General features: G+C 66.7%; 13 protein-coding genes. 3 read left to right on the top strand and 10 right to left on the bottom strand.

Features of this window, described 5'->3' with window-relative positions; all coding sequences use genetic code 11:
- The first annotated feature begins 18 nt into the window (after nucleotides 1–18).
- Both D0Y85_RS16890 and D0Y85_RS16885 read left to right on the top strand, forming a co-directional pair.
- Nucleotides 19–792: an SDR family oxidoreductase gene (locus D0Y85_RS16890; protein WP_049465737.1), complete on the top strand. Its 774-nt coding sequence runs from the start codon at nucleotides 19–21 to the stop codon at nucleotides 790–792.
- A gap of 117 nt (nucleotides 793–909) precedes the next feature.
- Nucleotides 910–1,989, top strand: a complete 1,080-nt coding sequence (locus D0Y85_RS16885) for a hypothetical protein (protein WP_117311338.1) — start codon at nucleotides 910–912, stop codon at nucleotides 1,987–1,989.
- Between the two features lie 62 nt (nucleotides 1,990–2,051).
- Here D0Y85_RS16885 and leuB read toward each other — a convergent pair whose 3' ends face one another.
- The 9 genes from leuB to ilvC form a co-directional block, all read right to left on the bottom strand.
- Nucleotides 2,052–3,113: a 3-isopropylmalate dehydrogenase gene (leuB, locus tag D0Y85_RS16880; RefSeq protein WP_117311337.1), complete on the bottom strand. Its 1,062-nt coding sequence runs from the start codon at nucleotides 3,111–3,113 to the stop codon at nucleotides 2,052–2,054.
- Nucleotides 3,103–3,681 carry a 3-isopropylmalate dehydratase small subunit gene (gene leuD, locus D0Y85_RS16875; RefSeq protein WP_032977269.1) on the bottom strand — a complete coding sequence of 193 codons (579 nt, stop codon included), beginning with the start codon at nucleotides 3,679–3,681 and terminating at the stop codon, nucleotides 3,103–3,105. Before leuD ends, leuB begins: the two co-directional genes overlap by 11 nt.
- A complete protein-coding gene (leuC, locus tag D0Y85_RS16870; protein ID WP_117311336.1) occupies nucleotides 3,681–5,099 on the bottom strand; it encodes a 3-isopropylmalate dehydratase large subunit in 1,419 nt (472 codons plus the stop codon). Before leuC ends, leuD begins: the two co-directional genes overlap by 1 nt.
- A gap of 59 nt (nucleotides 5,100–5,158) precedes the next feature.
- Nucleotides 5,159–5,938 (bottom strand): class I SAM-dependent methyltransferase, encoded by a 780-nt coding sequence (locus tag D0Y85_RS16865; protein WP_117311335.1) that lies wholly within the window; start codon nucleotides 5,936–5,938, stop codon nucleotides 5,159–5,161.
- 10 nt (nucleotides 5,939–5,948) lie between these two features.
- Entirely contained in the window at nucleotides 5,949–7,535 is a 1,587-nt protein-coding gene (locus tag D0Y85_RS16860) for a 2-isopropylmalate synthase (protein WP_025874148.1), read from the bottom strand.
- Nucleotides 7,532–8,623 carry a threonine dehydratase gene (locus D0Y85_RS16855; protein WP_117311334.1) on the bottom strand — a complete coding sequence of 364 codons (1,092 nt, stop codon included), beginning with the start codon at nucleotides 8,621–8,623 and terminating at the stop codon, nucleotides 7,532–7,534. Before D0Y85_RS16855 ends, D0Y85_RS16860 begins: the two co-directional genes overlap by 4 nt.
- A 96-nt stretch (nucleotides 8,624–8,719) precedes the next feature.
- A complete protein-coding gene (locus D0Y85_RS16850) occupies nucleotides 8,720–8,971 on the bottom strand; it encodes an ACT domain-containing protein (RefSeq protein ID WP_025874150.1) in 252 nt (83 codons plus the stop codon).
- Entirely contained in the window at nucleotides 8,955–10,691 is a 1,737-nt protein-coding gene (gene ilvG / locus D0Y85_RS16845) for an acetolactate synthase 2 catalytic subunit (RefSeq protein ID WP_059065039.1), read from the bottom strand. Before ilvG ends, D0Y85_RS16850 begins: the two co-directional genes overlap by 17 nt.
- A gap of 37 nt (nucleotides 10,692–10,728) precedes the next feature.
- Nucleotides 10,729–11,703 carry a ketol-acid reductoisomerase gene (gene ilvC / locus D0Y85_RS16840; RefSeq protein WP_025874152.1) on the bottom strand — a complete coding sequence of 325 codons (975 nt, stop codon included), beginning with the start codon at nucleotides 11,701–11,703 and terminating at the stop codon, nucleotides 10,729–10,731.
- A gap of 743 nt (nucleotides 11,704–12,446) precedes the next feature.
- On the opposite strand from ilvC, the gene ggt reads away from it, so the two are divergent.
- Nucleotides 12,447–14,165 (top strand): gamma-glutamyltransferase, encoded by a 1,719-nt coding sequence (ggt, locus tag D0Y85_RS16835; RefSeq protein WP_117311333.1) that lies wholly within the window; start codon nucleotides 12,447–12,449, stop codon nucleotides 14,163–14,165.
- A gap of 500 nt (nucleotides 14,166–14,665) precedes the next feature.
- Here ggt and D0Y85_RS16830 read toward each other — a convergent pair whose 3' ends face one another.
- Nucleotides 14,666–16,243, bottom strand: coding sequence for a BCCT family transporter (locus D0Y85_RS16830; protein WP_117311332.1), 1,578 nt, complete (start codon nucleotides 16,241–16,243; stop codon nucleotides 14,666–14,668).
- Nucleotides 16,244–16,470: the final 227 nt, after the last annotated feature.

Raw genomic sequence — 16,470 nt, 5'->3', positions numbered from 1 at the left:
CTTCCCGAGACCGATGCCATGACCGACCACCGTATCCAGGGCAAGACCGTGCTGATCGCCGGCGGTGCCAAGAACCTAGGCGGGCTGATCGCCCGCGACTTCGCCGAACAGGGCGCCAAGGCCATCGTCATCCACTACAACAGCGCCGCCACCCAGGCCGATGCCGAGGCGACCGTTGCGGCGGTGCAGGCCGCAGGTGCCAAGGCCGTGGCGTTGCAGGCCGATCTGACCTCGGCCGCTGCGATGGAGCGGCTGTTCGCCGACGCGGTCGCCGCCGTCGGTCGCCCCGACATCGCCATCAACACCGTCGGCAAAGTGCTGAAGAAGCCGATGCTGGACATCAGCGAAGCGGAGTACGACCAGATGAGCGCGGTCAATGCGAAGACGGCCTTCTTCTTCCTCAAGGAGGCAGGACGCCATGTCAACGACGGCGGCCGCATCTGCACGCTGGTCACGTCGCTGCTGGGCGCGTTCACGCCGTTCTATTCCAGCTACGCGGGCACCAAGGCGCCGGTGGAACACTTCACCCGCGCGGCATCGAAGGAGTTTGGCGAACGTGGAATCTCGGTGACCGCGATCGGCCCCGGGCCGATGGATACGCCCTTCTTCTATCCGGCCGAGAGTGCCGATGCGCAGGCGTATCACAAGACCGCCGCGGCGCTGTCGGCATTCACCCGTACCGGCCTGACCGACATCGCCGACATCGTGCCGTGGATCCGCTTCCTGGTGACCGACGGTTGGTGGATGACCGGGCAGACCATCCTGGTCAATGGTGGTTACACCACAAAGTAGAGGCACGCGAGGCTTGGGTTCGTGCAGCAGCATCCACGCCATGCGTGGATGCTGCTGGCTTCCAATCAGGGCGTTCACGGGCACAATAGCGGGCTGTCCCGGGGCCGGAGCGCCTGCATGTTCCCTCGCACGATCCGCGCTTGCGTGCTGATGCTGGTTGCCTGCTGCGGTCATGCCGATGCAGAGCCGGCTCAGACCGAGGCCCTGCGCTTCCAGCAGAACCTGCTCGCCGTGCTCGAATGCCGTGCCAGTGCAGATACCCGGCAGACCGTCGCCAGCACCCTGCGGGCGGCACGCTACGGCGATCCGGCCGGTCGCCCGTTGCATCTGCGTGACTGGCATTTCGAGCAGGCCGGAGACGCCGACGCTGCTTCGGTGACGATCATCGATATGCCGGTGCCGTTGACCGCGCAGGGCGTCCGGACCCAGCGCGTTTTCGCAGGCGCGCAGGGGTTGTCCATTGCCATCGACGCTGCAGCGCGTGATCGTATCGTTGCACGCCACGGCCTGCAGCTGCAGTCGAGCACGCTGCGTGAACCCTTCCGGGTGTGGTCCGCACGATCGGTTGATGGCAACACGTCGGCCACGTCGATCATGGTGAGCAGCGATGGCGATGGCGACGGCTATCGGTTGGGATGTACTGCCGCAGCTGCCAGCACGCAGGGAACGTTGCCACTGGATCGGCAGCAGCGTGCAGATGCCAATGACCTTGCAGCGGCCATCGAGTGCCGTGCCGACGATGCGGCCCTGCGCCGCGTCGGGCGCTTGCTGCAGCAGATGATGGAACAGCCGCAGAGCGAATGGCCGGCAGAGGTGCACGCAGTGTCGGCACGCACGCATGCGATCAACGGCACGGTGCTTCCCGTCTTCCAGATCGAACTGCAGACGCCGCTGCAGATCCAGGGAATCACCACCGACAAGGTACTGGCCGCACCGGCCGGCCTGATCGCTGCAGACCTTGGCAGAATCAACGTCGCAAGCGTGTTGCTCGATGCCGGTCTGACAACGGCTCACCAGCAGGCCGGCGTGCAGGTCTGGCAACGCGAAGCGTCGCGCAGCGGCTTGCCTTCAGGCAGCATCCGAATCCATGAACGCGTGGTGGCCAGAGCTGACGACGGCACTGTCCTGACCGGATGCAGCAGCTCGCAGATGCGCGCGGCCGCGAGCGATCCGCAGAGCGCGAACATCCCGCACTGAGTGAGTCAGTGCGGGATGCGCAGAGAGAACGGGTACCGGACGCCGTCCGGTACCCCGATCACTCATCCCAGTTTGGCCAGCACCGCGTCGGTGGCCGTCGCCGTGCTCACCGCGTGGCCCTTGGCGGCCAGGTCTGCGGTGAAAACGCCATCGTCCAGCACCGCGTGCACTGCCGCTTCCACTGCTGCTGCTTCGTCTTCCAGCCGCAGCGAATGGCGCAGCAGCATCGCCGCGCTGAAGATCGTCGCGTACGGGTTGGCGATGCCCTTGCCGGCGATGTCCGGTGCCGAGCCGTGGATCGGCTCGTAGATGCCCACCGCACCCGGCTCGCCCAGCGATGCCGATGGCAGCAGGCCCAGCGAACCGGCCAGCATCGAAGCCTCATCGGTGAGGATGTCGCCGAACATGTTCTCGGTCACGATCACGTCGTACTCGCGCGGCTTGGCCAGCAGATGCATCGCCATCGAATCGACCAACTGGTGTTCCAGCGCGACGTCCGGGAATTCCTCGCGGCCGATGCGCGCGGCCACGTCGCGCCACAGGCGTGAGGTTTCCAGCACGTTGGCCTTGTCCACCGACGTGACCTTGCCGCGACGCTGCTGCGCCAGCCGGAAGGCACTGCGCAGCACACGCTCGATCTCGGCCACGGTATAGCGGCACAGATCGCTGGCGCTGTCGGCATCGCGGGTCTTGTCGCCGAAGTAGATGCCGCCGGTCAGCTCGCGCACCACCACGAAGTCCACGCCCTGCAGCAGCTCGGCCTTGATCGGCGAGGCGTGCAGCGCGGCTTCATGGGTGCGCACCGGACGCAGGTTGGCATACAGGCCCAGCGCCTTGCGGATCGCCAGCAGGCCCTGCTCCGGGCGCACCTTGGCGTTCGGGTCGGACCACTTCGGCCCGCCCACGGCGCCCAGCAGCACAGCGTTGGCCGCTTGGCAGGCGGCCAGGGTCGGCGCCGGCAGCGGTTCGCCGTGGCGGTCGATGGCGATGCCACCGATGTCGTGCTCGCTGAAGGTGAAGGTGTGGTTGAAGCGCTTGGCGACGGCGTTCAGAACGGCGACGGCGGCGGCGGCCACTTCCGGGCCGATGCCATCACCGGGCAGAACAACAATTTCAGCGTGCATGCTCACTCTCGTAACGTTCGATTTCAGGGACACGGCCCAACAGATACCCCAGTTGATCGACGCCTTCCAGCAGGCAGGTCTGCGAGAAGCCGTCCAACGGGAAAGAGTAGACGCGGCCATCGGGCGTGCGCAGCTCGCGCGCCGCAACGTCGATGGTCAGCTCATCGTCCGGGCGCTGCATCAGCAGCTGCACGTCGGCCTCGTCCAGTACGATCGGCAGCAGGCCGTTCTTCAGCGAATTGCCGCGGAAGATGTCGGCGATCTCGCTGCTGACGATGGCACGCAGGCCGAGATCGGTCAGTGCCCACGGCGCGTGTTCGCGCGATGAGCCGCAGCCGAAGTTGCGCCCGGCCAGCAGGATGCTGCGGCCGGCGTTGTGCGGTTGGTTGAAGGCGAAGTCCGCCACGGGCGAGCCATCGGCCTGCCAGCGCCAGTCGTTGAACGCATTGCGGCCCAGGCCAGCACGTTCGGTGGTGGACAGGAACCGCGCCGGAATGATCTGGTCGGTGTCGATGTTGGTCTGGCGCAGCACCACGCTGGCCGAGCTCAGGGTGCGGAAGCCGCTCATCAGGCCACCTCCTGGGCGAACAGCTCACGGGCATCGGCGACGTGGCCCTGCACCGCGGCCCAGGCAGCACTCATCGGCGAGGCCAGCAGCGTGCGAGAGCCCGGGCCCTGGCGGCCTTCGAAATTGCGGTTGCTGGTGCTGACCGCCAGTTGGCCGGGGGCGACCAGGTCGCCATTCATGGCGATGCACATCGAACAGCCCGGTTCCCGCCATTCGGCACCGGCCGCGCGCACGATCTCATGGATGCCTTCGGCCTCGGCCTGGCGCTTGACGATTTCAGAACCAGGCACCACCAGCATGCGCACGCGCTCGGCGACGCGACGGCCGCGCAGCACCTGTGCCACTTCGCGCATGTCGCTCAGCCGGCCATTGGTGCAGGAGCCGACGAACACCACGTCCACCGGCGTGCCGGCCAGCGTCTGTCCCGCCCGGAAGTGCATGTAATCCAGGCCCTTCTGCGCGGCGGCATCGTTGGCCGCCGGGATCGGCGCATCCACCGCGATGGCGGTGCCGGGGTGCGTGCCCCAGGTCAGGGTCGGGCGGATATCGGCGGCATCGATGTGCACCTCGCTGTCGAAGCGCGCGCCTTCATCGCTGCGCAGCTGCGTCCAGCGGGCAACGGCAGCGTCGAAGTCGGCGCCCTTGGGGCCACGTGGCGTATTGGCAACGAAGTCGAACGTCACCTGGTCGGGAGCGACCATGCCGGCGCGTGCACCGGCTTCGATGGACATGTTGCACAGGGTCATGCGCTGTTCCATGTCCATCGCTTCGATGGTGCTGCCGCGGAACTCGATCACGTGCCCGGTGCCACCATTGACGCCGATCACGCCGATGATGTGCAGGACCACGTCCTTGGCGCCGATGCCCGGCGCGAGCTTGCCATCGACGGTGATCGCCAGCGTCTTCGCCTTGCGCTGCAGCAGGCACTGCGTGGCCAGCACATGGCCGACTTCGCTGGTGCCGATGCCGAAGGCCAGCGACCCGAATGCGCCGTGGGTGGAGGTGTGGCTGTCGCCGCAGACAATGGTCATGCCCGGCTGGGTGAAGCCCTGTTCCGGTGCGATCACGTGGACGATGCCGCGGTTGTCCGAGGCCATGTCGAACAGTTCGATGCCGTGCTCGGCGCAGTTGCGTGCCAGCATCGCGACCTGTGCTTCGGAGGCGGCACTGGCATAGGGCAGCGTGCCGTCGGCGGTGGCCGGCAGGGTTGGCGTGGAATGGTCCATCGTGGCCTTGGTCCGATCCGGACGGCGCGGCCTCAGGCCACGCTCGCGCAGCTCGGTGAAGGCCTGCGGCGAGGTCACTTCATGGATCAGGTGCAGGTCGATGTACAGCACGGCGGGCGCGCTGTCGGTTTCTGGAACCACCACGTGGGCGTCCCACAGTTTGTCGTACAGGGTGCGGGGTGCGGAAGTCATGCGTTTGCCTGGCAGGAGTACGGAGTAACGGGCATCGAAGAGAAAGTAACAGGAGCGGGTCAGCGGCGCCGCGCGAGCACGCGCAGGCGCACGTAGTCGGCCAGCGGCTGGCCGGCGGCATTGCGCGGCAGGTCGGCCAGCAGGGCCGTGGCGGCATCGCGCACCGTGGCGCGCACCTCGGCCGGCAGGTCGTCCAGCAGTGGAGCGGCGAACACCCGCAGCCAGCCGGCAACGCCGGTCGGCAGCGCGGTCGGACGCGGCAGGCATTCGATCAGCTGCACCTGGAAGCCATGCTGGCGCAGGCGGTCTGCGTAGGCATCGGCGGTGGGGAAGTACCAGTGGAATGCGCTGGCGCCATGACCATGGGCCACGCGCGCGGCCTGCACGGCAGCAACGATCGTGGCCACGTTGCCATGGCCGCCGAACTCGGCGACGAAGCGGCCGCCGGGGCGCAGGGCGCGGCGCACGCCCTCCAGCACGCGATCCGGGTCGGGCATCCAATGCAGGGCTGCGTTGCTGAACACCGCATCGAACGCACCGTCGAAGGCCAGGGCGTGGCCATCCATCACCTGCGCATCGACGCCCCGCGCACGCGCGGCGATCACCATTTCCGGCGAGGCATCGACGCCCTGCATATGTGCGCCGCTGAGGGCCAGTTCGGTGGTGAGCACGCCATCGCCACAACCCAGGTCGAGAATGCGCTCGCCGGCACGCGCATCGAGCAGGCGCGCTACGGCGCCACCGAGGGTCGGCACGAAGCCGGCATCGATCGCATAGTCCTGGGCATTCCACTGCTGGCCAGCGCTGCTGGTGGTGGTTGCGGTGTCGAAGGCGCTCATCTCACTTTCCTCAGGCGGTGGCGGTGGCAGGTGATTCAGTACTGATGCCGGCGTTGGCCTGGCGCTGGCGCAGCAGGCGGTTGGCCACGTCCAGCCAGGCCAGCGCGGATGCTTCGATGATGTCCTTGCTGGTACCGGTGCCGTCGTACTCCACGCCCTCGTGGCGCACGCTCAGGTTGGCCTCGCCACGCGCATCGGCGCCGATGCCGACGCTGTGCACGTGGTAGCTGTCCAGCATCAGCTGCACGCCGGTGGCGGCCGACAACGCGCCGAACAGCGCATCGACCGGGCCGTCGCCCTGCGCGGTCTCGGCCACGCGGTTGCCGTCCGGGTCGGACAGTTCGACCAGCGCGTTGGCACGGCTGCCGACATCGCTGATGGTCATTGAAGCCAGACGGTAGCCCTGGGCATTGGAGCCGCCCTGCATCAGCGTCTGCAGGTCAGCGTCGGTGACAACACGCTGCTGCTCGCACAGCCCCTTGAACTGCTCGAACACCAGCTTCAGCTCGTCTTCTTCCAGCCAGAAGCCCAGTGCGCGCAGGCGTGCTTCGACGGCGGCGCGGCCACTGTGGCGGCCCAGCACCATCTGCGAATCTTCCCAGCCCACGTCCTCCGGACGCATGATTTCGTAGGTGCCGCGGTGGCGCAGCATGCCGTGCTGGTGGATGCCCGACTCATGGGCGAAGGCATTGGCACCCACGATGGCCTTGTTGCGCTGTACCGGCATGCCGACCAGGCGCTGCAGCAGCTGCGAGGTGCCGACGATGCGCGGGGTATCGATGGCGGTGTCCTGCTCGTAGAAAGCCTGGCGCACCTTCAGCACCATCGCGATCTCTTCCAGCGAGCAGTTGCCGGCGCGCTCACCGATGCCGTTGACGGTGCATTCGACCTGGCGCGCGCCGCCTTCGATGGCGGCCAGCGAGTTGGCCACCGCCAGGCCCAGATCGTTGTGGCAGTGGGCGCTGAAGATCACGTTGGCTGCGTTCGGCACATCGGCGACGCCAGCGATGACCTGCTGGAACATCGTGCGGATCTCTTCCGGCGTGGTGAAGCCGACGGTGTCGGGCAGGTTGATGGTGGTGGCGCCGGCAGCGATCGCCACGCGCGAGACCTCGATCAGGTAGTCCAGTTCGGTGCGGGTGGCGTCCTCGGCGGAGAACTCCACGTCATCGATGTAGGAGCGGGCCAGCGCTACGTGCCTGCGTACTGATTCCAGTACCTGCTCGCGGGTCATCCGCAGCTTGTGCTCACGGTGCAGCGGGCTGGTCGACAGGAACACATGCAGGCGCGGGTTGGCAGCGGCTTCCAGCGCACGCGCCGAGGTTTCGATGTCGGCCTGCAGGCAGCGCGACAGCACCGCCAAGCTCAGGCTCGGGCGGCGCAGTTCGCGGCCGATCAGGGCCATCGCTTCGCGGTCGGACTGCGAGCTGGCCGGGAAGCCGGTCTCGATGATGTCCACGCCCAGTTCGTCCAGCGCACGCGCCATCACCAGCTTCTGCGGCGGGCTCATGCTGCAGCCGGGGGACTGCTCGCCGTCACGCAGGGTGGTGTCGAAGATGCGGATGCGCGGGGTGGTAATTCGTTCGATGGTGGTCACAGGGAAATCTCCTCGACAGCGGGTGCGACGGCTTGCAGGGGGGAAGGGGAAGGCGTGGGAAAAGCGGTGGCGGTCGCCTTGCCGGGCGAGCGCGGGGTTTCTGCCCGGCGCCGGCGCGGCTTGCGTGGCGGGCGTGGACGGATGTCGGTGAGCAGGCCGGCGAGCACGCCGGCATCGATGTTGCCGCCGGAGACGACCGCGCACTTGCGGCGCCCGGCGACGCGACGGCCGGCAGCCAGTGCCAGCGCACCGGCGCCTTCGGCGATGATGTGTTCTTCCAGTGCCAGCCGCACCAGGGTCTCGCGCAGCTCGGCTTCGCGCACGATCACCACGTCGTCCAGCAACGAGGTACACAGGCGGCGGGTCAGGAAACCGGGGATCTTCACCCGCACGCCATCGGCCAGCGACGGCACGGGATTGATCTCGCGCACGTCGCCGCGGATCGCGCGGGCCATCGAATCGACCCCCTCGACCTGCGCGCCGACGATGCGCACGCCCTGCGACTTCAGCGCCAGGGCGACGCCGGATGCCAGGCCGCCACCGCCGATCGGTACGATCACCACGTCCGGCGCGTGTGCGGCCAGCTCGATGCCGACGGTGCCCTGGCCGGCGATGACATCGGCATCGTCGAAGGCGGACAGGAATCGGTAGCCGTGGCGCTGCGCCAGTTCGACGGCGAACGCATAGGCCTCGTCATAGCTGTTGCCGTGCTGGCGCACCGTTGCACCCCAATGGGCGACGCCAGCGATCTTGGTGGCCGGTGCGCCATGCGGCATCACGGTGATGGCCGGCACATCCAGGCGATAGGCGGCCCAGGCCACGCCCTGGGCGTGGTTGCCGGCCGAGGCGCAGATCACCGGCCGGGCATCGCCACGTTCGCGGGCGGCCAGCAGGGCATTCAGCGCGCCGCGCACCTTGTACGAGCCGGTGCGCTGCAGGTTTTCCAGCTTCAGCCAGGTGCCGAAGCGCTCGGCATGATGCAGCGGCGTAGGCGGCAGGAAGCGGCGCAGGCGGGCCTGCGCGGCCAGTACGTCGGCAACGGTTACGTCGCCGCCGTCGCTTTCCTTGCTGGTGTCAGCGGCCGGCATGGGCCACCAGCAGGGTGTTGCCGACCACCGCATGCGGGCACGGGCGGCGAAGAAGACGCCTCCGTACCGGCACCGTGTTGCATACGGTACGGGCGTTCATGCGGATGCTCCTTCCAGTGCGGTCATCTGCACCGAAACGCAGTCGTAGATCTTTTCCATCTGCCGGCACAGCGTTTCCGGCGGGCGCTGGCTGTCCACCACCAGTTGCAGGTGCCAACGGCCATCATCGGCGGCCACCGGCGCACCGGTGATCGCGCGCGGCGCGAAACCGCGGCGTTCGGCCATGCCGATCACGCGCAGCAGCGCGCCCTCGGCCGGTTGCAGCACCAGGTCAAGCCGGTATTGCATTGGGGATCTCCTGGCGTGCATGTGCAGGGTTGCTTTCCAGCATGGTGCTGTTGGCGGTATTGGGCGGTACCAGCGGCCACACGTTCGCGCGTGCATCGATGGCCACGTGCAGCAGGGCCGGGCCGGGTTCGGCCAGCAGCGCGGCCAGGCCACCTTCGACGTCATCACGTGCGTCGATGCGCGTGGCCGCGATGCCGAACACCTTGGCCAGGGCGACGAAGTCCGGGTTGTCGGACAGGTCGATCTCGCTGTAACGCTCGGCAAAGAACAGTTCCTGCCACTGCCGCACCATGCCCAGCGAACTGTTGTCCAGCAGGATGATCTTCACCGGCAGGCGGCAGCGGGCGATGGTCGCCAGCTCCTGCACGTTCATCATGAAGCTGCCATCGCCGGACACCAGCACCACCGTGCGCTCGGGGCAGGCGAACTGCGCGCCCATCGCCGCCGGCAGGCCGAAGCCCATCGTGCCCAGTGCGCCGCTGGTCAGGTGGTTGCGCGGATGAGTGAAGCGGCAGTGCTGCGCAACCCACATCTGGTGCTGGCCGACGTCGCAGGCGACCACCGTATCGGCCGGCGCCAGTTCGCTCAGGCGCTTCAGCAGCGCCGGGGCGTAGATGTGCTGGCCGGGTGCGTCGTAACGCGCGGCGAAGCGATCGCGATGCTGGGCGCAGCGCTTGCGCCATGCATCCTGGTGGGCCTTGGGGGAGGGGAAGGCCGCACGCAGGGCGCGGATGGCGTGGCCGACGTTGCCGGGCACGGCGACATCGGCGCTGCGCAGCTTGGAGATCTCGTACGCATCGGCATCGATGTGCACCACGCGGGCAAACGGTGCGAACTCGGCCAGCTTGCCGGTCGCCCGATCATCGAAGCGCGCACCCAGCACCAGCAGCAGATCGCTTTCCTGCACGGCCATGTTCGCCGCGCGGGTGCCGTGCATGCCCAGCATGCCCAGCGACTGCGGGTGCTGGGGAGGCAGCGCGCCCAGCCCACGCAGGGTCATCACGGTGGGGATGGCGCTGGCTTCGACGAATTCGCGCAGGTCCTGCACGGCATCGCCCAGGGCGATGCCACCACCGGCGTAGACCACCGGCTTCTCGGCCGCCGCCAGAGCCGCGATGGCCTCGGCGATGGCCGCGTCGGCGGGGGCCGGCGGCGGTTCCACATTGGCCGGCACATGCGCCGGCAGGTGGCTGGCATCGGCCAGCTGCACGTCCTTGGGCAGATCGATCAGCACCGGGCCGGGACGGCCTTCGCGGGCGATGCGGAAAGCATCGGCCACCACGCGCGGCAGGTCATCGACGCTGCGCACCAGCCAGCTGTGCTTGACGATCGGCATCGTCAGGCCGAACACGTCCAGTTCCTGGAACGCATCGGTGCCCAGCAGCGGCGTGGCGACCTGGCCGGTGATGCAGACCATCGGCACCGAATCGAGCATCGCATCGGCGATGCCGGTGACCAGGTTCGACGCGCCCGGCCCGGAGGTCGCCACGCAGACGCCGACCTGGCCACTGGCGCGCGCAAAGCCGTTGGCGGCCAGTGCCGCGCCCTGCTCATGGCGCACCAGGATGTGCTTCAGCGACGAATCCACCAGCGCGTCGTAGAACGGCATGATGGTGCCGCCCGGATAGCCGAACAGCGTACGGACACCCTCGGCCTCCAGCGCCTGGGTCAGCCAGCGCGCGCCGTTGGGCGGCGCGCTGCGGTGTGTGGGAGAGTTCATGGGGGAACCTTGCAGAGCGGGTGGGGGTGCCGCGTTGTTACGCGGCTTGACCTTGCAACCAGACCATCTTGGCGCGCAGTTCCTTGCCTACCTTCTCGATCGGGTGCTCCAGGTCGGCCTGCTTGAACTTGTTGTAGTTCGGCAGGCCCGCCTCGTACTCGGCCACCCAGTTCTTGGTGAAGGTGCCGTCCTGGATGTCCTTCAGCACTTCCTTCATGCGCGCCTTGGTACCGGCGTCGATCACCCGCGGGCCGCTGACGTAGTCGCCGTACTGCGCGGTCTCGGAGATGAACTCCAGCATCCGCGAGATGCCGCCTTCGTAGAACAGGTCGACGATCAGCTTCAGTTCGTGCAGCACTTCGTAGTAGGCGATTTCCGGCTGGTAACCGGCTTCCACCAGCGTCTCGAAGCCCGCCTGCACCAGTGCCGAAGCGCCGCCGCACAGCACCGCCTGCTCGCCGAACAGATCGGTTTCGGTTTCTTCCTTGAAGGTGGTCTGGATCAGGTTGGCGCGCGCACCACCCAGGCCGGCCGCATAGGCGAGCGCGTACTCGGCGGCCTTGCCGCTCTTGTCCTGGTAGACCGCCCAGATGCATGGCACACCGCGGCCGATTTCATATTCGCGACGGACCAGTGCACCCGGGCCCTTCGGTGCGACCAGCACGACGTCCAGGTCTTCGCGCGGCTTGATCATGTCGAAGTGCACGTTCAGACCATGCGCGAACAGCAGCACCGCGCCCTGCTTCATGTTCGACGCCAGCACGTCCTCGTACAGCTTCTTCTGCACCATGTCCGGGGTCAGTACCGCGACCAGGTCGGCATCCTTCACCGCATCGGCCGGTGCCTTCACGGTGAAGCCATCGGCCTGTGCCTTGACCTCGGTGGGGCCGCCCGGACGCAGGCCTACCACCACATCGAAGCCGGATTCACGCAGGTTCAGCGCGTGCGCGCGGCCCTGGCTGCCGTAGCCGATGACGGCGATCTTGGTCTGGGGCAGTTCGTTGGTGCTCATGGGGGAGGTTCCTTGCGGGTGGGAAGAAAAAAGACGGCCGGCAGTCGAAGCGACGTACCGGCCGGTCAGGGAAAAGTGGGGAGGGCAGCGCCGCGCATCGCACAGGTACTGCCACCACGAGAGTTCGTGGTGCAGCAGGTCCAGGTTGTGGAGGAGGCGGTGGTCATGGTGGTTGCGTCTGAAACCAGGTCCTGAAATGAAAAAACCCGCACCTGGGCGGGTGCGGGTTTTTGAAGAGTTCCGGTGTGTTTGTTGCTTACACGCTGGCTCGTCCCGCACCTGTTGGTTGGGTAATAAGTACGAGCACAAGAATCGAACGCAGCGAGGCGGCGCCGGTATCGGCGGCTTCGATGTGGGTTCGCGGTGGTGTGTTGTGATGCAACATGTGATCGAGAAAAACACAGCCATTTCCGCCGTGTCAACCCTCGCAGCACTATTTCCGTCAGTTTCCGCTGCATGCAGTGCAATGGCTTGTGGCACAAGGATGGTTGCTGTTGAAAGTGTTTCGGTGAACCCGAATTCACTCTTTTCAACGGGTTTTTTGCGCGGATTCCGGCGATACCAGCTGCGCTCGCCGGGTCGTGCAGCGCCCCGTGTGCCGCGGGAGGTTCGGCGCGCATTGCGAGGCGTTCGTGGCAATGGCGCCCGTGGCTCCATGAGGCGCCCCATGACCTATGCCCGATGGCCCCCGGTCGCGGTAGCGGCGAAGATCGGGTCACCACCCCTTCCCTCGGAACCTGACCGTGTCCCGACGTCTTGCCCGTTCCCTGCTGGCTGCTGCCGTGCTGGCTGCCGTGCCCATGCTGTCCCAGGCCGCCGACCGCATTACCGGTCACACCTTCGCCACCCGTTCGGAGGTGATCGCCCCGCATGCGATGGCCGCGACCTCGCAGCCGCTGGCTACCCAGATCGCGCTGGACGTGATGAAGGCCGGTGGCTCGGCCGTCGATGCCGCCATTGCGGCCAACGCAGCGCTGGGGTTGATGGAGCCGACTGGCAATGGCGTCGGCGGCGACCTGTTCGCCATCGTGTGGGACCCGAAGACGCAGAAGCTCTACGGCTACAACGGCTCGGGCCGTTCGCCGAAGTCACTCACCCTGGCCGAGTTCCAGCGTCGTGGCCTGAAGGAGATCCCCGCGACCGGCCCGCTGCCGGTATCGGTTCCGGGCGCGGTTGATGGCTGGTTCGCGCTGCACGAGCGCTTCGGCCGCAAGCCGATGGCCGACAACCTGGCCCCGGCCATCCGCTACGCGCGCGACGGTCATCCCGTTGCCGAAGTGATTGCCTATTACTGGGATCGCTCGGTGCCGAAGCTGTCGCAGTATCCGGGTTTCAAGGAACAGTTCACGATCGATGGCCACGCGCCGCGCAAGGGCGAGATGTGGAAGAACCCCAACCTTGCCGACACCCTGCAGAAGATCGCCGACGGCGGCCGTGATGCCTTCTACAAGGGCGGCATCGCCCATACCATCGGCGATTACTTCAAGAAGAACGGCGGCTACCTGAGCTACCAGGACATGGCCGACCATCACGGCGAGTGGGTCGAGCCGGTCAGTAGCAACTACCGCGGCTACGACGTGTGGGAGCTGCCGCCCAACAGCCAGGGCATCGCCGCGCTGCAGATCCTCAACGTACTGGAAGGCTACGACTTCTCGAAGATTCCGTTCGGCTCACCCGAGCACGTGCATCTGTTCGTGGAAGCCAAGAAGCTGGCCTTCGCCGACCGTGCGCGCTTCTACGCCGACATGGCGTTCCAGCCGGCGCCGGTACAGAAGCTGATTTCCAAGGAGTACGCAGCGCAGCGTCGCGCGCTGATTTCGATGGACAAGGCGCTGAAGGAAGTGCAGCCGGGCACGCCCAGGCAGCTGGAAGAGGGCGACACGATCTACATGACCGTGGCCGATGCCGACGGCATGATGGTGTCACTGATCCAGTCCAACTACCGCGGCATGGGCAGCGGCATGGCCCCGCCGGGGCTGGGCTTCATCCTGCAGGATCGCGGCGAGATGTTCGTGCTGCAGAAGAACCATCCCAACGGTTACGCACCGGGCAAGCGTCCCTTCCAGACCATCATTCCGGCCTTCATTACCAAGGGCGGCAAGCCTTATGCAAGCTTCGGCGTGATGGGCGGTGCGATGCAGCCGCAGGGGCATGCACAGATCGTGATGAACCTGGTGGACTTCGGCATGAACCTTCAAGAGGCCGGTGATGCACCCCGCATCCAGCATGAGGGATCGACCGAACCGACCGGGCAGGCGACGGCGATGACTGATGGTGGCGAGGTCAATCTGGAAACCGGGTTCCCCTACGAGACGGTGCGGGCGCTGATGCGCAAGGGGCACCGGGTGGTGTTCGCCGATGGTCCGTATGGCGGTTATCAGGCGATCCTGCGTGATCCGGAAACCGGCGTGTACTACGGCGCGTCGGAGAGCCGCAAGGATGGGCAGGCGGCGGGCTACTGAGGTTTCCCGGCCAACGGGCTGAGCCCCCTCTGCGGTGGATTCCGTAATGCTGGGTTTGGCCGGGCGGGTGGATTGTCTGGGGGCCGCCGTGAATACGTCCCTGTAGGCTCGGTCGCCGCATCCATGCGGCTCACGCCCCCAGCCAACCCACCCGCCCGGCCACGGACAGTTTCCTGTGGCCGCCACCGCAGTAAGAGAAAGAAGAAGATCAAAAGCAAAGGCAGCAGCAACAGCCACGTGCCTCCTTGTTTTCCGATACACCTCATCCACGCATGGCGTGGATCCACCAACCGTCACCGGGAAATTGTCGGAGGCGGGGAGGGGGCCGATGGCGGGACCGTCCACGGCATGGATGCCGTGGACGAGCCTACAGGGACGTACTTGCGGCGTGTCCCGCCATCGGCCCCTCCCCGCCAGGCAAGTAGCAACCCAGAGCCGCCTTGGCTTCGGCCGTTGCCTTTGCCTGAAAAAAGCGGTGCAGCCGCAGGTTGCAAAACACCTCAATCCTGATCCTGCGCGCGTGCCGCCTCCGCCTGGGTCTCTTCCTGCGCCGCCATCTCGCGTGCGATCCACGCATCGATCATGCGCCGCTGGCGCTGCGCCTGCCGCCGCTCGCGCGTGTATTCCTGGTCCAGCACCCGGTACAGCGACACCATCACCAGCACCATCAGCAGCGCGAACGGCAACGCCGCAATCGTGATCATGCCCTGCAACGCCTCCAGACCACCCGCCAGCAGCAATGCGCCCGCAATCAATGCGATGCCCACACCCCACGCAATCTTGTGCCTGCGCGATGGCTCACCCGCATCGTCGGTGGACATCGTGGCCAGTACCAGTACCGCCGAATCGGCCGAGGTCACGAAGAAGATCATCAACAATACCAGTGCGATGCTCGACAGCAGCAACGGCAGTGGCAGGCTGTCGAACAGGGTGAACAGCACCGTCTCATAGCCGTTGCCCAGTGCCTGCACCAGGTCGGCGTGGCCGAAGATCTGCGACCAGATTGCGGTGCCACCGAAGACCGAGAACCAGAAGAAGCCGAGCAGGGTGGGCGCAAGCACCACGCCTACCACGAACTCGCGAACACTGCGGCCGCGCGAGATGCGCGCGATGAAGGAACCCACGAACGGTGCCCAGGAAATCCACCACGCCCAGTAGAAGATCGTCCAGTCCGCCACCCAGGTGCTGGACGAGAACGGCGACATGCGCAGGCTCATGGTCACCAGCTGGTTGAGGTAGGAGCCCAGCGTGGTGGTGAAGGTGTTGAAGATGGCGCCGGTCGGGCCGAGCACCAGCACCAGTGCCAGCAGCAATGCCGCCAGCGCCAGATTGACGTTGGACAGCCACTTCATGCCGCGGCCCACGCCACTCAGCGAGGAGGCCATGTACAGCACGAACGCCACTGCGATGATGGTCAGCTGCAGCGGTATGCCTGCGTGCAACCCGAACACCCGTTCTACGCCGGCGGCGATCTGCACCGTGCCGAAACCCAGTGCCGTGGCCACGCCGACTGCCGTGGCGACCACGGCGGAGATGTTGACCACCTTTCCGATCCAACCGCGATGGTGGCGGCCGATGATCGGCTGCAGCATGTCGCTGATCTGGCCACCGCCGTTGCGGTTGAACTGGAACCAGGCCATCGCCAGGCCGATCAGCGCATAGATCGCCCACGGATGCAGGCCCCAGTGGAAGAACACGTAGCGCATGGCGGCACGCGCAGCGTCCATGCTCTGCGGTTCAATGCCTTCCGGTGGCTTGGTGAAGTGTGAGATCGGCTCGGCCGCGCCCCAGAACACCAGGCCGATGCCCATGCCGGCGGCGAACAGCATCGACATCCAGCTGGCGCGCGAAAATTCGGGTTCAGCGTCTTCGCCACCGATGCGCAGGTTGCCGAAGCGGCCGAAGGCCAGGTACATCAGGAATACCAGCGCCAGGAACACCACCAGCAGGTACAGCCAACCGACGCTGCGGATGACATCAGCCAGCGCCGCCTGCACGACGGTATTGAAGGGACCGGGCGCGAGGCCGGCCAGCAGCACCAGGGCAAGCACCAGTGCGATGGAAATGCGAAACACCATGAAGGAGCTTCTCCGATCAAGGGATTGAGGGGAGCGAGCGAAAGCTTGCAGGGAGTAGGCCGGCGGCAGTGTGCGCGCACCGGACAGGCACCGCGATGGCGGCAGGGAAAGCACCGCGTGCAACGGTGCGGCGCGCGTGCACGTTACTGAATGCGACGTCACGGTTCCGTTAACGCGGCTGCGGCAGATCTGCGCCCTGCGTGGATGGACGGCCAGGAGGTCGAGTG

Source organism: Stenotrophomonas sp. G4, from assembly GCF_003428825.1.
Lineage (GTDB): Bacteria > Pseudomonadota > Gammaproteobacteria > Xanthomonadales > Xanthomonadaceae > Stenotrophomonas > Stenotrophomonas indicatrix.
This window is presented reverse-complemented; position numbering and strand designations above follow the sequence as displayed.

What these genes read in the sequence shown, in the direction of transcription:
- D0Y85_RS16890 (WP_049465737.1), top strand. Translation starts at nt 19, where the DNA reads ATGACCGACCACCGTATCCAGGGCAAGACCGTGCTGATCGCCGGCGGT.
- D0Y85_RS16885 (WP_117311338.1), top strand. Translation starts at nt 910, where the DNA reads ATGTTCCCTCGCACGATCCGCGCTTGCGTGCTGATGCTGGTTGCCTGC.
- leuB (WP_117311337.1), bottom strand. Translation starts at nt 3,113, where the DNA reads ATGCACGCTGAAATTGTTGTTCTGCCCGGTGATGGCATCGGCCCGGAA.
- leuD (WP_032977269.1), bottom strand. Translation starts at nt 3,681, where the DNA reads ATGAGCGGCTTCCGCACCCTGAGCTCGGCCAGCGTGGTGCTGCGCCAG.
- leuC (WP_117311336.1), bottom strand. Translation starts at nt 5,099, where the DNA reads ATGACTTCCGCACCCCGCACCCTGTACGACAAACTGTGGGACGCCCAC.
- D0Y85_RS16865 (WP_117311335.1), bottom strand. Translation starts at nt 5,938, where the DNA reads ATGAGCGCCTTCGACACCGCAACCACCACCAGCAGCGCTGGCCAGCAG.
- D0Y85_RS16855 (WP_117311334.1), bottom strand. Translation starts at nt 8,623, where the DNA reads ATGCCGGCCGCTGACACCAGCAAGGAAAGCGACGGCGGCGACGTAACC.
- D0Y85_RS16850 (WP_025874150.1), bottom strand. Translation starts at nt 8,971, where the DNA reads ATGCAATACCGGCTTGACCTGGTGCTGCAACCGGCCGAGGGCGCGCTG.
- ilvG (WP_059065039.1), bottom strand. Translation starts at nt 10,691, where the DNA reads ATGAACTCTCCCACACACCGCAGCGCGCCGCCCAACGGCGCGCGCTGG.
- ilvC (WP_025874152.1), bottom strand. Translation starts at nt 11,703, where the DNA reads ATGAGCACCAACGAACTGCCCCAGACCAAGATCGCCGTCATCGGCTAC.
- D0Y85_RS16830 (WP_117311332.1), bottom strand. Translation starts at nt 16,243, where the DNA reads ATGGTGTTTCGCATTTCCATCGCACTGGTGCTTGCCCTGGTGCTGCTG.